We start from the raw sequence: 18,517 nt of genomic DNA, 5'->3' as shown, positions 1-18,517 counted from the left end.
CGAATGAAGTACTTTCGCTCTATGTCCCAGCCCGCCAAGACCTCACCCCGTGCCGCCACGGCATCCGACGCGCCGGAGAGCGCGGCCGGCACCAAGGCGGCCGCGCAGCGGCTCAAAATGCGGCGCGAGCTCGCCGCGGCGGCCATGGAGCTGTTCGCGACCAAGGGGTACGAGGCCACGACGGTCGACGAGATCGCCGCGACCGCCGGGGTGGCCCGCCGGACCTTCTTCCGCCACTTCCGTTCCAAGGAAGAGGCGATCTTCCCCGATCACGACGACACCCTGACCCGCGCCGAGGCCGTCCTCGACGTGGCCCCGGCGCACGAGCACCCGCTCGACACGGTGTGCCGCGGGATCAAGGAGGTCATGAAGATGTACGCCGCCTCGCCGGCGGTGTCGGTGGAGCGCTACCGGCTGACCCGCGAGGTGCCGGCGCTGCGGGAGCGGGAGATCGCCTCCGTGGCCCGGTACGAGCGGCTGTTCACCCGCTACCTGCTGGCCCACTTCGACGAGACCGACCACCACGACGGCAACGACGACCCGCTGCTGGCGGAGGTGGCCGCCTCGGCGGTGGTGACCGCCCACAACCACGTGCTGCGGCGCTGGCTGCGCGCGGGCGGGCAGGGCGACGTGGAGGCGCAGCTGGACCACGCCTTCTCGATCGTGCGCAGGACCTTCGGCACGGGCATCGGCGCCGGCCGCACCCTGGCCACCGCGCCGCCCGCCCCGGCGGAGGCGCGGACCCAGGGCGAGGTCCTGGTGGCGGTGGCCCGCACGGACGCCCCCCTCGACGAGGTCATGCGGACCATCGAGGAAGCCCTGCGCAACAAGTAGTCAGAAAGCACCTCGCGCGACGCTCGTCACACAGGCCGCCCCCGTCACCGGGGGCGGCCTTTTGCTTTGTCCGCCTTGCCCCTACTCACGGGTAACTCTGATCGATCATCGCTCATCGGTGCAGGTCAATCGGCAAATGAGAGAAAGTTTTGGCACGCGGTGCCTTGCTGAGTGACACGGGGTGCCATACGTTGAATCTCATCCGGACGTCCCCGCGGTCCACGCCCACTCGGCACGGAACGCGCCCCGGATGCCTGCGTCACCAGGCCACCGCACGCCCCACCACGGGCGTCGCCGCACCACCGCACCAGCCGGACCGACGGCACACCCACGCACCCCCCGCTCACCTCAGCGCACCCTCATCAGCGCTAGCCGGAGGCTCTACCGTGAAGGACATCCTGGACGCGATTCAGTCGCAGTCCGCCACCGCCGCAGACTTCGCAGCCCTGCCGCTGCCCGACTCGTACCGCGCGATCACCGTGCACAAGGACGAGGTCGAGATGTTCTCGGGGCTGACGACACGCGAGAAGGACCCGCGCAAGTCCCTCCACCTGGACCAGGTCCCGGTGCCGGAGCTCGGCCCGGGCGAGGCCCTGGTGGCCGTCATGGCCTCCTCGGTCAACTACAACTCGGTCTGGACCTCGATCTTCGAGCCCGTGTCCACCTTCAGCTTCCTGGAGCGCTACGGGCGCCTGTCGGAGCTCACCAAGCGCCACGACCTCCCCTACCACGTCATCGGCTCCGACCTCGCGGGCGTCGTCCTGCGCACCGGCCCCGGCGTCAACGCCTGGAACCCGGGCGACGAGGTCGTCGCGCACTGCCTCTCGGTCGAGCTGGAGTCCTCGGACGGCCACAACGACACGATGCTCGACCCCGAGCAGCGCATCTGGGGCTTCGAGACCAACTTCGGCGGCCTGGCGGAGATCGCCCTCGTCAAGTCGAACCAGCTGATGCCGAAGCCGGCCCACCTCAGCTGGGAGGAGGCCGCCTCCCCCGGCCTGGTCAACTCCACCGCCTACCGCCAGCTGGTCTCCAACAACGGCGCCGGCATGAAGCAGGGCGACAACGTCCTGATCTGGGGCGCCAGCGGCGGCCTCGGCTCCTACGCCACCCAGTTCGCGCTGGCCGGCGGCGCCAACCCGATCTGCGTGGTCTCCTCCCCGGAGAAGGCCGACATCTGCCGGTCCATGGGCGCCACGGCGGTCATCGACCGCAACGCCGAGGGCTACAAGTTCTGGAAGGACGAGAACACCCAGGACCCGCGCGAGTGGAAGCGCTTCGGCTCGAAGATCCGCGAGCTGACCGGCGGCGAGGACATCGACATCGTCTTCGAGCACCCGGGCCGCGAGACCTTCGGCGCCTCGGTCTACGTCACCCGCAAGGGCGGCACCATCACCACCTGTGCGTCGACCTCCGGCTACATGCACCAGTACGACAACCGCTACCTGTGGATGTCCCTCAAGCGGATCGTCGGCTCGCACTTCGCGAACTACCGCGAGGCGTGGGAGGCCAACCGCCTGATCGCCAAGGGCAAGATCCACCCCACCCTGTCGAAGGTCTACTCCCTGGAGGAGACCGGCCAGGCCGCCTACGACGTCCACCGCAACCTCCACCAGGGCAAGGTCGGCGTCCTCGCGCTCGCCCCCGAGGAGGGCCTCGGCGTCCGCGACCACGAGATGCGCGCCCAGCACCTCGACGCGATCAACCGCTTCCGCAACGTCTGAGTCCGCTCAAAGGCCATAAGGATCGCCTGAGATGACAGAGCGCCAGAAGGACCGTCCGTGGCTCATGCGGACGTACGCCGGCCACTCCACGGCCGAGGCGTCCAACGAGCTGTACCGCCGCAACCTCGCCAAGGGCCAGACCGGCCTGTCGGTCGCGTTCGACCTCCCGACGCAGACCGGCTACGACCCCGACCACATCCTCGCCCGCGGCGAGGTGGGCCGGGTCGGGGTCCCGGTCTCCCATCTGGGCGACATGCGGCGGCTGTTCCAGGACATACCCCTGGAACAGATGAACACCTCGATGACGATCAACGCCACCGCCATGTGGCTGCTGGCGCTCTACCAGGTGGCCGCCGAGGAGCAGGGTGCGGACATCTCGCAGCTCCAGGGCACCACGCAGAACGACATCGTCAAGGAGTACCTCTCGCGCGGGACGCACGTCTTCCCGCCCGGGCCCTCGCTCCGCCTGACGACGGACATGATCGCGTACACGGTCAACCACATCCCGAAGTGGAACCCGATCAACATCTGCAGCTACCACCTGCAGGAGGCCGGGGCCACACCGGTCCAGGAGATCTCGTACGCGATGTCCACCGCCATCGCCGTCCTCGACTCGGTGCGCGACTCGGGCCAGGTGCCCGAGGAGCGCTTCGGCGAGGTCGTCGCCCGCATCTCCTTCTTCGTGAACGCGGGCGTCCGCTTCATCGAGGAGATGTGCAAGATGCGCGCCTTCGGCCGCATCTGGGACCGGATCACCAAGGAGCGCTACGGCATCGAGAACGCGAAGCAGCGCCGCTTCCGTTACGGCGTCCAGGTCAACTCCCTGGGTCTGACCGAGGCGCAGCCGGAGAACAACGTCCAGCGCATCGTGCTGGAGATGCTGGCCGTCACCCTCTCCAAGGACGCCCGCGCCCGCGCCGTGCAGCTGCCCGCCTGGAACGAGGCGCTGGGCCTGCCCCGGCCCTGGGACCAGCAGTGGTCGCTGCGCATCCAGCAGGTCCTCGCCCACGAGAGCGACCTGCTGGAGTACGACGACATCTTCGCCGGGTCCCACGTCATCGAGGCCAAAGTCGACTCCCTGGTCGCCGACTGCCTGGCCGAGATCGACCGGATCCAGGAGATGGGCGGCGCGATGGCCGCCGTCGAGTCCGGGTACCTGAAGTCCCAGCTCGTCTCCTCCCACGCCGAGCGCCGCGCCCGGATCGAGGCCGGCGAGGACAAGATCGTCGGAGTCAACTGCTTCCAGCAGACCGAGGAGAACCCGCTCACCGCCGACCTGGACGGCGCCATCATGACGGTGGACCCCGCGGTGGAGGCGCTGACCGTCGAGCGCATCGTCCGCTGGCGCGCCGAGCGCGAGGAGTCCTCGGACCGGCAGGGGAACGGCGACCCGTTCGTCTTCCCCACCACCCGGCAGGCGCTGGAGCGCCTCAAGGAGGCCGCGGCCGGCACCGAGAACCTGATGGAGGCCACCCTCGAGTGCGCCCGCGCCGGTGTCACCACCGGCGAGTGGGCGACGGCGCTGCGCGAGGTGTTCGGCGAGTTCCGTGCCCCGACCGGGGTCTCCTCGGCCCCGGTGGCGGTCACGGCCGAGCCCGGCACCCCGCTGCACGAGGTCCGCGAGAAGGTGGCCCGGACGGCCGACGAGCTCGGCACGGGCCGGCTGCGCCTGCTGGTCGGCAAGCCTGGCCTGGACGGGCACTCCAACGGCGCCGAGCAGATCGCCGTCCGAGCCCGCGACGCGGGCTTCGAGGTGGTCTACCAGGGCATCCGGCTGACACCCGAGGAGATCTCCTCGGCGGCGCTGGCCGAGGACGTGCACTGCGTGGGACTGTCCATCCTGTCCGGCTCGCACAGCGCGCTCGTCCCGGATGTCCTCGAACGCCTCCGCCTGGCGGGGGCGGGTGACATCCCCGTCATCGTCGGAGGCATCATTCCGAACGCCGACGCCGTGGCGCTCAAGGCTGCCGGAGTCGCCGCGGTCTTCACGCCGAAGGACTTCGGCATCACGGAGATCATCGGCCGTATCGTCGACGAGATCCGCAAGGCCAACAAGCTCCACCCTCTCGAAATCGTTGCAAGCACGGAGGTCCCCGCATGACCACGCCAGTCCACCCGGTGAACCGCCTTCGCCCGCGTCGCTCCTGCCTCGCGGTGCCCGGCTCGAACCCGCGGTTCCTCGAGAAGGCCCAGGGCCTGCCGGCCGACCAGGTCTTCCTCGACCTGGAGGACGCCTGCGCGCCGCTCGCCAAGGAAGGCGCCCGCCACACCATCGTGGACGCGCTGAACAACGGCGACTGGACGGGCAAGACCCGGGTCGTGCGCGTCAACGACTGGACCACCCACTGGACCTACCGCGACGTCATCACCGTCGTCGAGGGCGCCGGCCAGAACCTCGACTGCATCATGCTGCCGAAGGTGCAGGACGCCCAGCAGGTCGTGGCCCTGGACCTGCTCCTGACCCAGATCGAGAAGACCATGGGCTTCGAGGTCGGCAAGATCGGCATCGAGGCGCAGATCGAGAACGCCAAGGGCCTGGTGAACGTCGACGAGATCGCCGCCGCCTCCCCGCGCCTGGAGACCATCATCTTCGGCCCGGCCGACTTCATGGCCTCGATCAACATGAAATCCCTGGTCGTGGGCATGCAGCCGCCCGGCTACGGCGCGGACGCCTACCACTACATCCTGATGCGGATCCTGATGGCGGCCCGCACGCACAACCTGCAGGCGATCGACGGCCCCTTCCTCCAGATCCGCGACGTCGACGCCTACCGCGAGGTCGCCGGCCGCGCCGCCGCCCTGGGCTTCGACGGCAAGTGGGTGCTGCACCCGGGCCAGGTCGACGCGGCCAACGAGGTCTTCTCCCCCTCCCAGGAGGACTACGACCACGCCGAGCTGATCCTCGACGCGTACGACTGGTGCACCTCGGAGGCCGGCGGCAAGAAGGGCTCCGCGATGCTCGGCGACGAGATGATCGACGAGGCCAGCCGCAAGATGGCCCTGGTCATCGCGGGCAAGGGCCGCGCCGCCGGTATGCAGCGGACATCGAAGTTCGAGGTCCCCACCGCCTGAGGCGATCCCGCAGTGTCGGGCGCACCCATCCCCAGCCCCGGGCCCCGCACGGCCCGGGCAAGCACCCCGGAGGGGGCACCATGCAGTTTGGCCGCACCTATGAAGAGTTCACCGTCGGAGACGTCTACCGGCACTGGCCCGGGAAGACGGTCACCGAGTACGACGACCACCTCTTCTGTCTGCTGACCATGAACCACCACCCGCTCCACATGGACAGCAATTACGCGGAGAACACGACCGACTTCGGCAAGAACGTCGTCGTGGGCAACTACATCTACTCACTGCTGCTGGGCATGTCCGTCCCGGACGTCTCCGGGAAGGCCATCGCCAACCTGGAGATCGAGTCCCTGCGGCACGTGGCGCCGACCTTCCACGGCGACACGATCTACGGCGAGACCACGGTCCTCGACAAGACCCCGTCGAAGTCGAAGAACGACCGCGGCATCGTCTACGTGGAGACCAAGGGCTACAAGCAGGACGGCACCCTCGTCTGCGTCTTCCGGCGCAAGGTGATGGTCCCGACCGAGACGTACATCAAGGAGCGCGGCGGCGAGCAGCCCGGCCGCCCGCAGCTGAAGGAACAGGGGAAGTAGCCATGGCCCGACTCGCCCAGACCGCCGGGCTGACCGACGTCCAGCGGGAGATCCTCAAGACCGTCCGCGAGTTCGTCGACAAGGAGATCATCCCGGTCGCGACCGAGCTGGAGCACCGCGACGAGTATCCGCAGGACATCGTCGACGGCCTCAAGGAGCTCGGCCTCTTCGGCCTCATGATCCCCGAGGAGTACGGCGGCCTCGGCGAGTCGCTCCTCACCTACGCCCTGTGCGTGGAGGAGATAGCCCGCGGCTGGATGTCCGTCTCGGGCATCATCAACACCCACTTCATCGTGGCGTACATGCTCAAGCAGCACGGCACGCAGGAGCAGAAGGACTACTTCCTCCCCCGCATGGCGCTGGGCGAGGTGCGCGGCGCGTTCTCGATGTCCGAGCCGGCGCTCGGCTCCGATGTGTCGGCCATCACCTCGAAGGCGGTGAAGGACGGCGACGAGTACGTCCTGAACGGCCAGAAGATGTGGCTGACGAACGGCGGCAGCTCCACGCTGGTGGCGGTCCTCGTGCGAAGTGACGAAGGACACCCCGAGGGCACGGCCCCGCACAAGTCGATGACGACCTTCCTCGTCGAGAAGGAGCCGGGCTTCGGTGAGGTCCGTCCGGGCCTGACCATCCCGGGCAAGATCGACAAGATGGGTTACAAGGGCGTCGACACGACCGAACTCATCATGGACGGACTGCGCATTCCGGCCAATCGGGTGCTCGGCGGGCAGACCGGCCGAGGGTTTTACCAAATGATGGACGGGGTCGAGGTCGGCCGCGTCAACGTGGCGGCGCGTGGCTGCGGCGTCGCTCAGCGTGCGTTCGAGCTGGGTGTCTCGTATGCCCAGCAACGTCACACTTTCGGCAAGGCCATCGCCGAACACCAGGCGATCCAGTTCAAGCTGGCCGAGATGGCTACCAAGGTCGAAGCCGCCCATGCCATGATGGTGAACGCAGCACGCAAAAAGGACTCCGGGGAACGAAACGACCTCGAGGCCGGCATGGCGAAGTACCTCGCCTCCGAGTACTGCAAGGAGGTGGTGGAGGACGCCTTCCGTATCCATGGCGGATACGGGTTCTCGAAGGAGTACGAGATCGAGCGTCTCTACCGGGAGGCTCCGATGCTGCTCATCGGTGAAGGTACTGCCGAGATCCAGAAAATGATCATCGGGCGACGCCTGCTCGAGGAGTACCGACTCCAGGGCTGAAAGTCCCTTTTGCGGCGAATCATCCAGCGATTCGCCGCATAAGGACCACTTCCGGCGACTGGCTGACGGCCATCGACTCGGCTTCTGGCTTGCCCAGTTGTTGCGCGCAACCGATAGCATTCCAGTAAAGCCGCCGTCCCGTCCCCCTGTTTGCGGCGCGGCAATCACCCGCTACGAAGGTCATCCATGCCCCACAGCCAAACCTCTGCACCTCGCGACAGCCTCCTTGGCGTACGCCTCGCGCGCGGAGCATCGCCGTGGCTTCTGCCGACCGTCGCCACCGCGGCACTCAGCCTCTCCCGGGCCCGCAAGTCCGGACGCTGGGCCGCGGCGGCCGTGCCCGCCACCGCGCTCGCCGCGGGCATGCTGTGGTTCTTCCGCGACCCCGAGCGTGAGATCGCCCAGGGCCGGGTCATCTCCCCCGCCGACGGTGTGGTGCAGAGCATCATGCCGTGGAAGGACGGACGGACCCGGGTCGCGATCTTCATGAGCCCGCTGAACGTCCACGTCAACCGCGCGCCCCTGGCGGGCACGGTGACGTCCGTGGAGCACATCCCCGGCGGGTTCGTCCCGGCGTTCAACAAGGAGAGCGAGAACAACGAGCGCGTCGTCTGGCACTTCGACACCGAGCTCGGTGACATCGAGATGGTGCAGATCGCCGGCGCCGTCGCCCGACGCATCGTCCCGTACCTGCCGGCCGGCACCAAGGTGGAGCAGGGCGAACGCATCGGTCTGATCCGCTTCGGCTCCCGCGTCGACATCTACCTTCCCGAGGGTGTCGAGGTCGCGGTCGAGGTCGGGCAGGCCACCACCGCGGGGGTGACCCGAATTGACCGTGACTGACCCTGAGACTCCGGCCGCGGGCTGGGTTCCGGAGTCCGCCGCCGAGGAGGAGTCCCCCGAGGACGACATGCCGCTCTCGCTGCGGCTGTCGATAGCGGACACCCTCACCCTCGGCAACGCGACCTGCGGGTTCATGGCGGTGTACTTCACCACCACCGGAATCCTCATCCCGCACCTCACCGGCAGCGGCGAGTCGGGCATGGCCCGGCACAGCGCGGCGACCGCGGTGATACTGATGCTGCTCGCGGCGGTCTTCGACCTCTTCGACGGCATCGTGGCCCGCAAGCTGCGCAGCTCGCCGATGGGCGCCGAGCTGGACAACCTGTCCGACCTGATCAGCTTCGGGCTGGCGCCGGCGTACTTCGTGCTGGTCTACGGCATGGTCGCCGACGACGCGCACCAGAAGATGTCGGCGCTCGCGGCGATCGTCGTGCTGCTGGCGGTGGTCCTGCGGCTGGCGAGATTCAGCTGCGTGACGATGAAGGACGGCATGTTCCAGGGCATGCCGAGCCCCTTCGGAGCACTGACGGTCGTCTCGATCGTGCTGCTGGAGCTGCCGTTCGTGCCGACGCTGCTGGCGATCATCGGGGTGGCCTGGCTGATGGTGAGCCGGGTCGAGTACCCCAAGCCGCGGGGTGTCCTCGCGGTGGCGATGCTGAGCTGGATCGTCGGGGCCATGGGGCTCCTCGCCGCCTGGGCGTTCGACGCGCCGGGCGGTCAGCTGCTCCTCCAGACGGGCTGCGCGCTGCAGATCGCTCTGGCGGCGACGATTCCGCTGTTCGCGACGACCCGTCGCGCGAACACGTTCCGCCACAACCGGCGGGAGGCCCGCGCGGCGACGCTGCGCTAGCTTCGCTGTCCGCGAAGGCCCCGGGTGCCACTGGCCCCGGGGCCTTCGCGTGCCCCCCGCCGGGCGCCCCGCCTCAAACGCCGGCGGGGTTGGATCGGCCGGGTCAATCCCAGCCCCGCCGGCGTTTGAGGCGCGGGGGGGTCGGGGGCGGAGCCCCCGCAACGGCGCCGCACCGAGCAGCGCAGGCACGCCGCCACCAGCCCCGCCGGCGTCTGAGGCGGGGTGCGGGGCGGAGCCCCGGGGGCCGCGTGGCGGCATCTCGGCCTCGCCGCCGCTTGAGCCGTGGGCACGGCCCGCGCCCGCCGGGGCACGTAGGCTTGATGTCGGAAAACCGCCAGCCGGCGGTGGACCGACCCCGGATGCTTAGGGACATGCACACCGACACCGAGCGCTGCGTAAGGGCCGTGCAGTCGAAGGACGCCCGGTTCGACGGCTGGTTCTTCACGGCCGTGCTGACCACCCGGATCTACTGCCGGCCCAGCTGCCCCGCCGTGCCTCCCAAGGTCGAGAACATGACCTTCCTGCCCAGTGCGGCCGCCTGCCAGCAGGCCGGGTTCCGGGCCTGCAAGCGGTGCCGGCCCGACACCAGCCCCGGTTCGCCCGAGTGGAACGCCCGCGCCGACACCGTCGCCCGCGCGATGCGGCTGATCCAGGACGGGGTGGTGGACCGCGAAGGGGTCCCCGGCCTGGCCACCCGCCTCGGGTACTCCACCCGCCAGGTCGAGCGGCAGCTGCGCGCCGAGCTCGGCGCCGGCCCGCTCGCCCTCGCCCGGGCCCAGCGCGCCCAGACCGCCCGGCTGCTGATCGAGACCTCCGAGCTCCCGATGGGCGACGTCGCCTTCGCCGCCGGCTTCTCCTCGATCCGCACCTTCAACGACACCGTCCGCGAGGTCTTCGCGCTCTCCCCCAGCGAACTGCGGCTGCGCTCCGAGAAGGGCAACCGCCGCGACCGGCAGCCCCGGATCCCCGGGACCATCAATCTGCGGCTCCCCTACCGGGCCCCGCTCAACCCCGACAACCTCTTCGGGCACCTCGCCGCGACCGCCGTCCCCGGCGTGGAGGAGTGGCGGGACGGGGCGTACCGGCGCACGCTGCGGCTGCCGTACGGGACCGGCGTCGTCGCCCTCACCTCGGCGCCCGACCACATCGGCTGCCGTCTCGCCCTCACCGACCTGCGCGACCTGACCATCGCCATCAGCCGCTGCCGCTGGATGCTCGACCTGGACGCCGATCCCGAGGCCGTGGACGGGCAGCTGCGCACCGACCCGCTGCTGGCCCCGCTCGTGGACAAGGCGCCCGGGCGGCGCGTGCCCCGTACCGTCGACGCGGCGGAGTTCGCCGTACGGGCCGTCCTCGGCCAGCAGGTGTCCACGGCGGCGGCGCGCACGCACGCCGCCCGGCTGGTCACCGCGCACGGCGAGCGGGTCGAGGACCCGCTGGGCGGGCTGACCCACCTGTTCCCCTCCCCGCGGGCGCTCGCCGAGCTGGACCCGGAGTCCCTGGCCCTGCCGCGCAGCCGCCGCACCACGCTCACCACCCTGGTCTCGGCCCTCGCCGACGGCTCGCTGCCGCTCGGCATCGACAGCGACTGGGAGGCGGCCCGCGTGCAGCTGAACGCGCTGCCCGGCTTCGGCCCGTGGACCACCGAGGTCGTCGCGATGCGCGCGCTCGGCGACCCCGACGCCTTCCTGCCGTCCGATCTGGGGGTCCGGCGTGCCGCGCGGGGGCTCGGGCTGCCGTCCACCCCGGCCGCGCTGACCGCGCGGGCGGCCGACTGGCGGCCCTGGCGGGCGTACGCCGTCCAGTACCTGTGGGCCACCGACAGCCACCCCATCAACCACCTGCCCGTCTGACCCGTCCGAGGAGCACCCGGCATGACCGCCAAGCAGCACACCGTCGTCGACAGCCCCTACGGCCCGCTCACCCTGGTCGCCACTGAGGGCGTCCTCAGCGGCCTCTACATGACCGGGCAGCGCCACCGGCCGGCCGAGGAGTCCTTCGGGGAGCGGGTCGCCGCCACCGAGGAGCCCTTCCCCGAAGTGGTGCGGCAGCTCACCGCGTACTTCGCCGGCGCGCTCACGGCCTTCGACCTGCCGCTGCGGCTGGAGGGCACCGAGTTCCAGCGGAGCGTCTGGGACCAGCTCGTACGGATCCCCTACGGCGAGACGTGGTCGTACGGGGAGCTCGCCACGCGGCTGGGCAAGCCCGGCGCCTCGCGCGCGGTGGGCCTGGCCAACGGCAGGAACCCGGTCGGGATCATCGTCCCGTGCCACCGGGTAATCGGTGCCTCCGGCGGCATGACCGGCTACGGCGGCGGGGTGGACCGCAAGGTGCGGCTGCTGGACTTCGAGTCCGAAAGGCGCGCGTCGCGGACGGCCCGTCAGACCACCATCAGCGGCACGAGCAGGGCGAACGCGGCGCCGGCTTCCACGGCGTAGCCGTAGAGGGACGGGTGCTGGACGGGGGCGGCGAGCAGGACCACGCTGTGCTGCGCGGCGGCGGCCGCCACCCAGTCGGCGTCGGCGCCGAGGTTCCCCTGGTACCAGCCCTCGCAGGCGCCGGGGCCGCTGACCGCGAAGAGGTCGTCCTCGCGGCGGTAGAGGGCTTCCCATCCGGGGGCCGGCGCGGACCATCCGTCGAAGTCGGTGAACAGGGCCCAGCCGCCGTCGCGTATCGCGGTGTCGAACATCCAGACCGGCGTTCCGTCGGGGGTGACCTCCCCGCCCTCCTGCCGGTCGGTCGTGAAGTGGACCATGGGCAGGGCGTCGGGCCCGTCGGCGGTACTGGGCCAGGCGTACATCGTGATCATCAGCTGATTCTGTCCCGGTCGCGGTAAACGTCGCGTTATGACGCGGACGGGCGGCGGCCGTTCTCCAGCTCCACCGCGCCCTCGCCCGACTCCAGCACCCGGCAGGCCTCCTGGACGCGCCGGCCGAGCGCCCCGAGGAGGTGGGCGGGGAGTTCGGCGGGCTCGACGAGCTTCCAGGAGAGCAGTTCGGCCTCCTGGAGCCTGATGGAGGCCAGTTGATCCGCCGTCAGCACTCCGCCGTCGTAGAGGTACGCGACGAGCGGAGGGCGCCCCGCGTCCAGCGACCAGTCGACGGCGAGCAGCCTGCCGAGCGGTACGTCGATGCCGATCTCCTCGGCACTCTCGCGCCGGGCCGCCGTGCGCGGGGACTCGCCCCGGTCGGACTCGATGGTGCCGCCGGGCAGCGCCCAGCCCTCGCGGTAGTTGGGCTCGACGAGCAGCACCCGCCCCTCGGCGTCCCGGTAGAGGGCGGCCGCTCCGGCCAGCACGCGGGGCAGGCTCGCGATGTAGGTGGCGTAGTCATCCGTGGTGGTCACGCGGCAACCCTAGCGCCGGGGCCCGGGCCGGGGGCGCTCAGGTCCCCGGGGTGCCCGTCCCGCCACTGTCCGCCGTTCGGGACTCCGCGACGCGCTGCGGTCCCCGGTGGCGGGCCGCGTTCTGCTCGGTGACGGCGTCGCCGACCATGGCGCGGACGGCGTCCCGCATGCCGTGCAGGGCGTGGTGGCGGGCGGGGCCGGCTCCGGGGTCCTCGCGGAGTTCCTTCAGCAGGGCCCAGCAGAGCAGCATCATGACGACGACGAAGGGCAGCGCCACCAGGATCGTGGCGGTCTGCAGCGACTTCAGGCCGCCCGCCACGAGGAGCACGGCGGCGACGGCGGCCATCAGTACGCCCCAGGTGACGACCAGCCAGGTGGGCGGGTGCAGGGAGCCGCGGCTGGTCAGCGAGCCCATCACCAGGGAGGCCGAGTCGGCGCTGGTGACGAAGTAGGTCATGACCAGGAGCATGGCGACCCACGAGGTGAGGGTGCCGAGCGGAAGGGCGTCCAGCATCGCGAAGAGCGAGGCCTCCGTGCCGTCCTTCAGCACGGCGGCGAAGTCGACGGCGCCCGTGGAGTCCAGACGGATGGCGGTGCCGCCCATCACGCAGAACCAGATGACGGTGGCCCCGCTGGGCACGAGCAGGACGCCGACGAGGAACTCGCGAATGGTGCGGCCGCGCGAGATGCGGGCGATGAAGGTGCCGACGAAGGGGGCCCAGGAGAGCCACCAGGCCCAGTAGAAGATCGTCCACGCGCCGAGCCACGGCGCGTCGGTGAAGGCCCCGGTGCGGGTGGCCATGGGCAGCAGCTCGTGCAGGTAGCCGCCGACGCCGGCGGGGATCACGTCGAGGACGTAGACGGTGGGGCCGAGCACGAACACGAAGAGCATGAGGGTGGCGGCGAGCACGATGTTGATCGTGCTCAGCCACTTCACCCCCTTGTGCAGGCCGGAGAAGGCGGAGAGCACGAACGCCGCCGAGAGGGCGACGATGATGACCAGCTCGACGGAGGTCGAGTCCTCGATGCCGGTGGTGATGTTCAGGCCCTTGGAGACCTGGAGCGCGCCGAGGCCGAGGCTGGTCGCGGTGCCGAAGACGGTGGCGAAGACGGCGAGCAGGTCGATGGCCCTGCCCGGTCGTCCGTTCGCCCGTTCCTCGCCCATCAGCGGGACGAAGGCCGAGCTGAGCCGGTTGCCGCGGCCCTTGCGGAAGGTCGCGTAGGCGAGGGCCAGGCCGACGATCCCGTAGATCGCCCACGGGGTGAGCGTCCAGTGGAAGAAGGAGTACTCCATGGCCGCGAGGGCGGAGGCGCCGGAGGCCGGGCGCGCGCCGGAGGCCGGTGGCGGGGCCAGGTAGTGGGTGAGCGGCTCGCCCACCCCGTAGAACATCAGACCGATGCCCATGCCGGCGCTGAACATCATCGCGATCCACGCGAGGTTGGTGAACTCGGGCTCGGAGTCGTCCCGGCCGAGGCGGATCCTCCCGAAACGGCTGAGGGCGAGGACGACGCACATCACCAGGAAGACGTCCGCGGCGATCACGAAGAGCCAGGCGAAATCGGCGAGCACCCAGGCGAGCGCGGTGCTCGACACCTTGTCGAAGGAGTTCTTGGCGAGGGCCGCCCAGGCGACGACGGCGAGTACGGCGATCACCCCGATGGTGACGACCTGCCGGTCGGGGGCGCCGTCCGCAGGGTCGTCCGGTCCCCCCGCCGGCCCATCCGGACGTGCCTGTTCCAGTGATTCCGCGCTCATGCGGCCACACTATGCAGGCATATATCCCTATTTAGGCGCATGGCACGCCGTGTGTGTCCCAGGCCACTCATGGGCATAGGAGGATCCTCCGGATAAGCTCATGGGGGCGCGACTGCACTGTTCGATAGCAAGGGAATAGCAAGGTGACGGACGGAGCAGTAACTGAGGCCGCGCGCGTGCTCATCGCCGCGGACAAATTCAAGGGCTCGCTCACGGCCGTTCAGGTCGCGGAGCGGGTGACGGCAGGCCTTCGCAAGGCCGTACCGGACGTGGAGATCGAGACGCTCCCCGTCGCGGACGGCGGCGACGGCACGGTCGCGGCCGCTGTGGCGGCCGGTTTCGAACGCCGCGAGGTCCGGGTCACCGGCCCCCTCGGCGACCAGGTCACGGCCGCCTTCGCGCTGCGCGAGGGCACTGCGGTGGTCGAAATGGCGGAGGCCTCCGGTCTCCAGCTGCTGCCCACGGGCACCTTCGCCCCGCTGACGGCGACCACGTACGGCTCGGGCGAGCTGCTGAAGGCCGCGCTGGACGCGGGCGCGCGCTCGATCGTCTTCGGCGTGGGCGGCAGCGCCACCACCGACGGCGGCGCCGGCATGCTGGCGGCGCTGGGCGCGGTGTTCCTGGATGCGAACGGCGAACCGGTCGGTCCGGGCGGCGGCGCGCTGGCGCAGCTGGCCTCGGCGGACCTGTCGGGGATCGACCCGCGCTTCGCGGAGGTCGACTTCGTGCTGGCCAGCGACGTGGACAACCCGCTGACCGGCCCGAAGGGCTGCGCGGCGGTCTACGGCCCGCAGAAGGGGGCCTCCCCCGAGGACGTGGCGACGCTGGACGCTGCGCTGGCGCACTACGCGCAGGTGCTCGAGAAGTCGATCGGCTCGAAGGCCACCGAGCTCGCGGCCTCCCCGGGCGCGGGCGGCGCGGGCGGAATCGGCTACGGCGCGCTGCTGCTGGGCGCGAGCTTCCGTCCGGGCATCGAGCTGATGCTGGACGTGCTCGGCTTCGCCCCGGCGCTGGAGCGGGCCACGCTGGTCATCACCGGTGAGGGCTCGCTGGACGAGCAGACCCTGCACGGCAAGGCCCCGGCCGGTGTCGCCGCGGCGGCGCGTGCCGCGGGCAAGCCGGTGGTGGCGGTCTGCGGGCGGCTGCTGCTGAGCCAGGAGGCGCTGGAGGGAGCCGGTATCCGCAAGGCGTACCCGCTGACCGCCCTGGAGCCGGACCCGGCGAAGTCCATCCCGAACGCGGGTCCCCTGCTGGAGCAGGTCGCGGCCGCCATCGCCGCCGACGTCCTCTAGCCCGACGTCCTCCAGCCCGACGGCCTCCAGCCCGACGGCCCCCTGACACGGCTGAGGCCCGGTACTCCCTTGAGGGGTGCCGGGCCTCCGCCGTGTCCCCGCCGGGGTCCCCGCGCGTACCGGGTGGCCCCGCCGGCTGCAGCAGCCGCTCCAAACTTCCGGGAGAGTGTTAGAAAGGGCTCATGACCGGACGTTTTGGTCGCCAGCCGACCGGGTGGGGCTCGCGCCTGCTGGCGCGCCCGTCCCGGTGGGGACACAGCGTCGCCGGTCAGGTCTTCGCCCTCACGGCGGTGATCGTGCTGCTGCTGATCGCCGCGGCCGCGTCGGCCCTGGTGATCCAGGCCGGATACGACAGCGAGCGCGACGCCCGAGACCGCTCCCTCGCCGCCGCCGAGGCCTTCGCGCACGCCCCCGGTCTCCCGGCGGCCCTGAGGTCGCCGGATCCGACCGCCGCGCTCCAGCCGCTGGCCGATGCCGCGCGGATCGCCTCGGGGCTGGACTTCATCGCCGTCATGACCACGAGCGGGATCCGCTACACGGACTCGCGGCCCGAGCTGATCGGGCAGCGCGCTTCCGGTGACATCGCCCGCGCCGCCGCCGGGGAGTCCTTCACCGAGACCTTCCGGGGCCAGCCCAGCGACGCGGTCCGGGCCGTCGTTCCGGTGCGGGACGCCGACGGGAAGGTGATCGGGCTGGTGGGCACGGGCATAGAGGTGCGGAACGTGTCCGACACCGTCCAGGGCCAGCTGCCCCTGCTCCTCGGCGCGGCGGCCGGTGCGCTGCTGCTCGGTACGACCGGCGCCGCCCTGGTCAGCCGGCGGCTGCTGCGCCAGACCCGGGGGCTGGGGGCCGCCGAGATGACCCGGATGAACGAACACCACGAGGCGGTTCTGCACGCCGTCCGCGAGGGCGTGCTGATCATCGGCCCCGACCACCGTCTCGACCTCGCCAACGACGAGGCCCGGCGCCTCCTCGACCTGCCTCCCGACGCCGAGGGACAGTACGTCGGGGACCTCGGCCTGGAGCCGCGCACCGCCGAGCTGCTCGCCTCCGGCCGGGCCGCGACCGATGAGGTGCACCGGGCGGGCGACCGGCTGCTGGCCGTCAACGTACGGCCCACGAAGCCGTACCGGGGCCGGCCCACCGGCACCGTCACGACCCTGCGCGACTCCACCGAGCTCTCCGCCCTCTCCGGCCGGGCCGAGGAGGCCCGCAGCCGGCTCCAGCTGCTGTACGACGCCGGGGTGCGGATCGGCACCACCCTGGACGTGGTGCGCACCGCCGAGGAGCTGTCCGAGGTCGCCGTCCCCCGCTTCGCGGACTTCGTCACGGTGGAGCTGCTGGAACCCGTGCTGCGCGGTGACGAGCCGCTGACCGGGGGCCTGTACACGGAGATGCGCCGGGCGGCGATCACGGGGGTGCGCGACGACTCCCCGCTGCAGCCGGTCGGCGACCTCATCCGGTTCGTCGTGCCGACGGCCCCCATGGCCGCGGCCCTGGACGCCGGGCACGCGATCCTCGCACCCGACCTGCACGCCGCCATGGGCTGGCGGGCGGACGACACGGTCGCTACCCGGGTGGCCCTGGAGTACGGGCTGCACTCGCTGATCTCCGTACCGCTCCAGGCGCGCGGCGTCGTCCTGGGCATGGCGAACTTCTGGCGGGCCGCCGACACCCCGGAGGCCTTCGACGACGAGGACCTGTCCTTCGCGGAGGAGCTGGGGGCCCGCGCGGCCGTCTCCATCGACAACGCCCGCCGCTTCACCCGTGAGCACGCGACCGCGGTGACGCTCCAGCGCAGCCTGCTGCCCCGGGTGCTGCCCGAGCAGAGCGCCGTCGACGTGGCCTTCCGCTACCTGCCCGCGCAGGCGGGGGTGGGCGGGGACTGGTTCGACGTGATCCCGCTGCCGGGGGCCCGGGTGGCGCTGGTGGTCGGCGACGTCGTCGGGCACGGGGTGCACGCGGCGGCGACGATGGGCCGGCTGCGGACCGCCGTGCACAACTTCTCCACCCTGGACCTGCCGCCGGACGAGCTGCTGGGCCACCTGGACGAGCTGATCAGCCGGATCGACCAGACCGACAACGGGGGCGACGGGCAGAACGGGGACGGCTCCCGCGACGACGAGGGCGAGGGCCTGGGCGAGCGGGCCGGGGTCACCGGCGCGACCTGCCTGTACGCGGTGTACGACCCGGTCTCAGGGGACTGCGTGATGGCCAGCGCCGGTCACCCGGGTCCCGCCCTCGTCCACACCGACGGGCGGGTGGAGTTCCCGGAGCTGCCCACGGGGCTCCCGCTCGGCGTGGGCGGCATGCCCTTCGAGACCGCCGCGCTGCGGCTGCCCGAGGGCAGCCGGCTCGTGCTGTTCACCGACGGGCTCGTGGAGGACCGCGACCGGGACTTCGACACCGGGGTGCGGATGCTGGCCGAGATCCTCTCCCGGCCGGGCCGCGACCCCGACGAGGCCTGCTCCGAGGTCCTGGCCACGATGCTGTTCCCGGTGCCGAGCGACGACATCGCCCTGCTGATCGCGGACACCCGGCGGCTGGAGGCGGAGCGGATCGCCGAATGGGAGGTGCCGGGCGAGGCCTCGGCCGTCTCCAGGGTGCGCAACGCGGGCGCGGCGCAGCTGGCGGCCTGGGGCCTGGAGGACATCTCGTTCACCACCGAACTGATCCTCAGCGAGCTGATCACCAACGCGATCCGGTACGGGAGCGCGCCCGTGCGGGTGCGCCTGCTGCGCGACCGCAGTCTTATCTGCGAGGTCTCCGACGGCAGCAGCACCTCGCCGCACCTGCGGTACGCGGCCACGACCGACGAGGGCGGGCGCGGGCTGTTCCTCGTCGCGCAGTACGCGGAGCGGTGGGGCACCCGCTACACGGACCGGGGCAAGGTGATCTGGGCGGAGCTGCCGCTCACCGGGGGCGCCGAGCTGCCGGCGGCGCCCTTGGACCTGGACGCGCTGGAGGACCTGGCCTGGTGACCGGCCCGGTGCCCGGCGC

At 71.2% G+C, this 18,517-nt stretch carries 15 protein-coding genes; 12 read left to right on the top strand and 3 right to left on the bottom strand.

What is annotated here, in order from left to right; all coding sequences use genetic code 11:
* The first annotated feature begins 21 nt into the window (after nt 1-21).
* From ACZ6Y1_RS07145 to ACZ6Y1_RS07100, 10 genes are all read left to right on the top strand, one after another.
* Nucleotides 22-834: a TetR family transcriptional regulator gene (locus tag ACZ6Y1_RS07145; RefSeq protein WP_469624296.1), complete on the top strand. Its 813-nt coding sequence runs from the start codon at nt 22-24 to the stop codon at nt 832-834.
* A 386-nt stretch (nt 835-1,220) separates the two neighbouring features.
* Nucleotides 1,221-2,558, top strand: a complete 1,338-nt coding sequence (ccrA, locus tag ACZ6Y1_RS07140) for a crotonyl-CoA carboxylase/reductase (RefSeq protein ID WP_469624293.1) — start codon at nt 1,221-1,223, stop codon at nt 2,556-2,558.
* A 31-nt stretch (nt 2,559-2,589) separates the two neighbouring features.
* A complete protein-coding gene (locus ACZ6Y1_RS07135; protein WP_469624289.1) occupies nt 2,590-4,659 on the top strand; it encodes a protein meaA in 2,070 nt (689 codons plus the stop codon).
* Complete coding sequence (locus ACZ6Y1_RS07130) at nt 4,656-5,630, top strand: HpcH/HpaI aldolase/citrate lyase family protein (RefSeq protein ID WP_382640500.1); 975 nt, start codon at nt 4,656-4,658, stop codon at nt 5,628-5,630. The genes ACZ6Y1_RS07135 and ACZ6Y1_RS07130 overlap by 4 nt, the downstream gene beginning before the upstream one ends.
* Nucleotides 5,631-5,710: 80 nt before the next feature.
* Nucleotides 5,711-6,223: a MaoC family dehydratase gene (locus ACZ6Y1_RS07125; RefSeq protein ID WP_384751974.1), complete on the top strand. Its 513-nt coding sequence runs from the start codon at nt 5,711-5,713 to the stop codon at nt 6,221-6,223.
* A 2-nt stretch (nt 6,224-6,225) separates the two neighbouring features.
* Entirely contained in the window at nt 6,226-7,431 is a 1,206-nt protein-coding gene (locus tag ACZ6Y1_RS07120) for an acyl-CoA dehydrogenase family protein (RefSeq protein WP_469624285.1), read from the top strand.
* 186 nt (nt 7,432-7,617) lie between these two features.
* Nucleotides 7,618-8,274, top strand: coding sequence for a phosphatidylserine decarboxylase (locus ACZ6Y1_RS07115; protein ID WP_376657408.1), 657 nt, complete (start codon nt 7,618-7,620; stop codon nt 8,272-8,274).
* Between the two features lie 67 nt (nt 8,275-8,341).
* Nucleotides 8,342-9,124, top strand: a complete 783-nt coding sequence (gene pssA / locus ACZ6Y1_RS07110) for a CDP-diacylglycerol--serine O-phosphatidyltransferase (RefSeq protein WP_376657411.1) — start codon at nt 8,342-8,344, stop codon at nt 9,122-9,124.
* Between the two features lie 371 nt (nt 9,125-9,495).
* The gene (locus ACZ6Y1_RS07105) at nt 9,496-10,977 is read left to right on the top strand and encodes a DNA-3-methyladenine glycosylase 2 family protein (RefSeq protein WP_469624282.1); all 1,482 of its coding nucleotides are present in this window, start codon (nt 9,496-9,498) and stop codon (nt 10,975-10,977) included.
* Between the two features lie 21 nt (nt 10,978-10,998).
* On the top strand, nt 10,999-11,562 hold the full coding sequence (locus ACZ6Y1_RS07100; protein ID WP_469624279.1) for a methylated-DNA--[protein]-cysteine S-methyltransferase: 564 nt from the start codon (nt 10,999-11,001) through the stop codon (nt 11,560-11,562).
* Here the strand turns inward: ACZ6Y1_RS07100 and ACZ6Y1_RS07095 are convergent.
* From ACZ6Y1_RS07095 to ACZ6Y1_RS07085, 3 genes are read right to left on the bottom strand one after another with little or no spacing between them, the layout of a single operon-like run.
* Nucleotides 11,505-11,933: a hypothetical protein gene (locus ACZ6Y1_RS07095; protein WP_469624275.1), complete on the bottom strand. Its 429-nt coding sequence runs from the start codon at nt 11,931-11,933 to the stop codon at nt 11,505-11,507. The genes ACZ6Y1_RS07100 and ACZ6Y1_RS07095 overlap by 58 nt on opposite strands.
* A 35-nt stretch (nt 11,934-11,968) precedes the next feature.
* Entirely contained in the window at nt 11,969-12,469 is a 501-nt protein-coding gene (locus ACZ6Y1_RS07090) for an NUDIX domain-containing protein (RefSeq protein ID WP_469624273.1), read from the bottom strand.
* A 37-nt stretch (nt 12,470-12,506) separates the two neighbouring features.
* Nucleotides 12,507-14,225, bottom strand: coding sequence for a BCCT family transporter (locus tag ACZ6Y1_RS07085; RefSeq protein ID WP_469624270.1), 1,719 nt, complete (start codon nt 14,223-14,225; stop codon nt 12,507-12,509).
* A gap of 143 nt (nt 14,226-14,368) precedes the next feature.
* On the opposite strand from ACZ6Y1_RS07085, the gene ACZ6Y1_RS07080 reads away from it, so the two are divergent.
* Together ACZ6Y1_RS07080 and ACZ6Y1_RS07075 are read left to right on the top strand one after the other, a co-directional pair.
* Complete coding sequence (locus ACZ6Y1_RS07080; protein WP_469624267.1) at nt 14,369-15,517, top strand: glycerate kinase; 1,149 nt, start codon at nt 14,369-14,371, stop codon at nt 15,515-15,517.
* A gap of 182 nt (nt 15,518-15,699) precedes the next feature.
* Entirely contained in the window at nt 15,700-18,498 is a 2,799-nt protein-coding gene (locus tag ACZ6Y1_RS07075) for a SpoIIE family protein phosphatase (protein WP_469624264.1), read from the top strand.
* Nucleotides 18,499-18,517: the final 19 nt, after the last annotated feature.

The organism is Streptomyces sp. NPDC053432 (assembly GCF_055585365.1).
This window is presented reverse-complemented; position numbering and strand designations above follow the sequence as displayed.

What these genes read in the sequence shown, in the direction of transcription:
- ACZ6Y1_RS07145 (WP_469624296.1), top strand. Translation starts at nt 22, where the DNA reads ATGTCCCAGCCCGCCAAGACCTCACCCCGTGCCGCCACGGCATCCGAC.
- ACZ6Y1_RS07125 (WP_384751974.1), top strand. Translation starts at nt 5,711, where the DNA reads ATGCAGTTTGGCCGCACCTATGAAGAGTTCACCGTCGGAGACGTCTAC.
- ACZ6Y1_RS07100 (WP_469624279.1), top strand. Translation starts at nt 10,999, where the DNA reads ATGACCGCCAAGCAGCACACCGTCGTCGACAGCCCCTACGGCCCGCTC.
- ACZ6Y1_RS07130 (WP_382640500.1), top strand. Translation starts at nt 4,656, where the DNA reads ATGACCACGCCAGTCCACCCGGTGAACCGCCTTCGCCCGCGTCGCTCC.
- ACZ6Y1_RS07135 (WP_469624289.1), top strand. Translation starts at nt 2,590, where the DNA reads ATGACAGAGCGCCAGAAGGACCGTCCGTGGCTCATGCGGACGTACGCC.
- ACZ6Y1_RS07105 (WP_469624282.1), top strand. Translation starts at nt 9,496, where the DNA reads ATGCACACCGACACCGAGCGCTGCGTAAGGGCCGTGCAGTCGAAGGAC.
- ACZ6Y1_RS07075 (WP_469624264.1), top strand. Translation starts at nt 15,700, where the DNA reads ATGACCGGACGTTTTGGTCGCCAGCCGACCGGGTGGGGCTCGCGCCTG.
- ACZ6Y1_RS07085 (WP_469624270.1), bottom strand. Translation starts at nt 14,225, where the DNA reads ATGAGCGCGGAATCACTGGAACAGGCACGTCCGGATGGGCCGGCGGGG.
- ACZ6Y1_RS07095 (WP_469624275.1), bottom strand. Translation starts at nt 11,933, where the DNA reads ATGATCACGATGTACGCCTGGCCCAGTACCGCCGACGGGCCCGACGCC.
- ACZ6Y1_RS07115 (WP_376657408.1), top strand. Translation starts at nt 7,618, where the DNA reads ATGCCCCACAGCCAAACCTCTGCACCTCGCGACAGCCTCCTTGGCGTA.
- ACZ6Y1_RS07120 (WP_469624285.1), top strand. Translation starts at nt 6,226, where the DNA reads ATGGCCCGACTCGCCCAGACCGCCGGGCTGACCGACGTCCAGCGGGAG.
- pssA (WP_376657411.1), top strand. Translation starts at nt 8,342, where the DNA reads ATGCCGCTCTCGCTGCGGCTGTCGATAGCGGACACCCTCACCCTCGGC.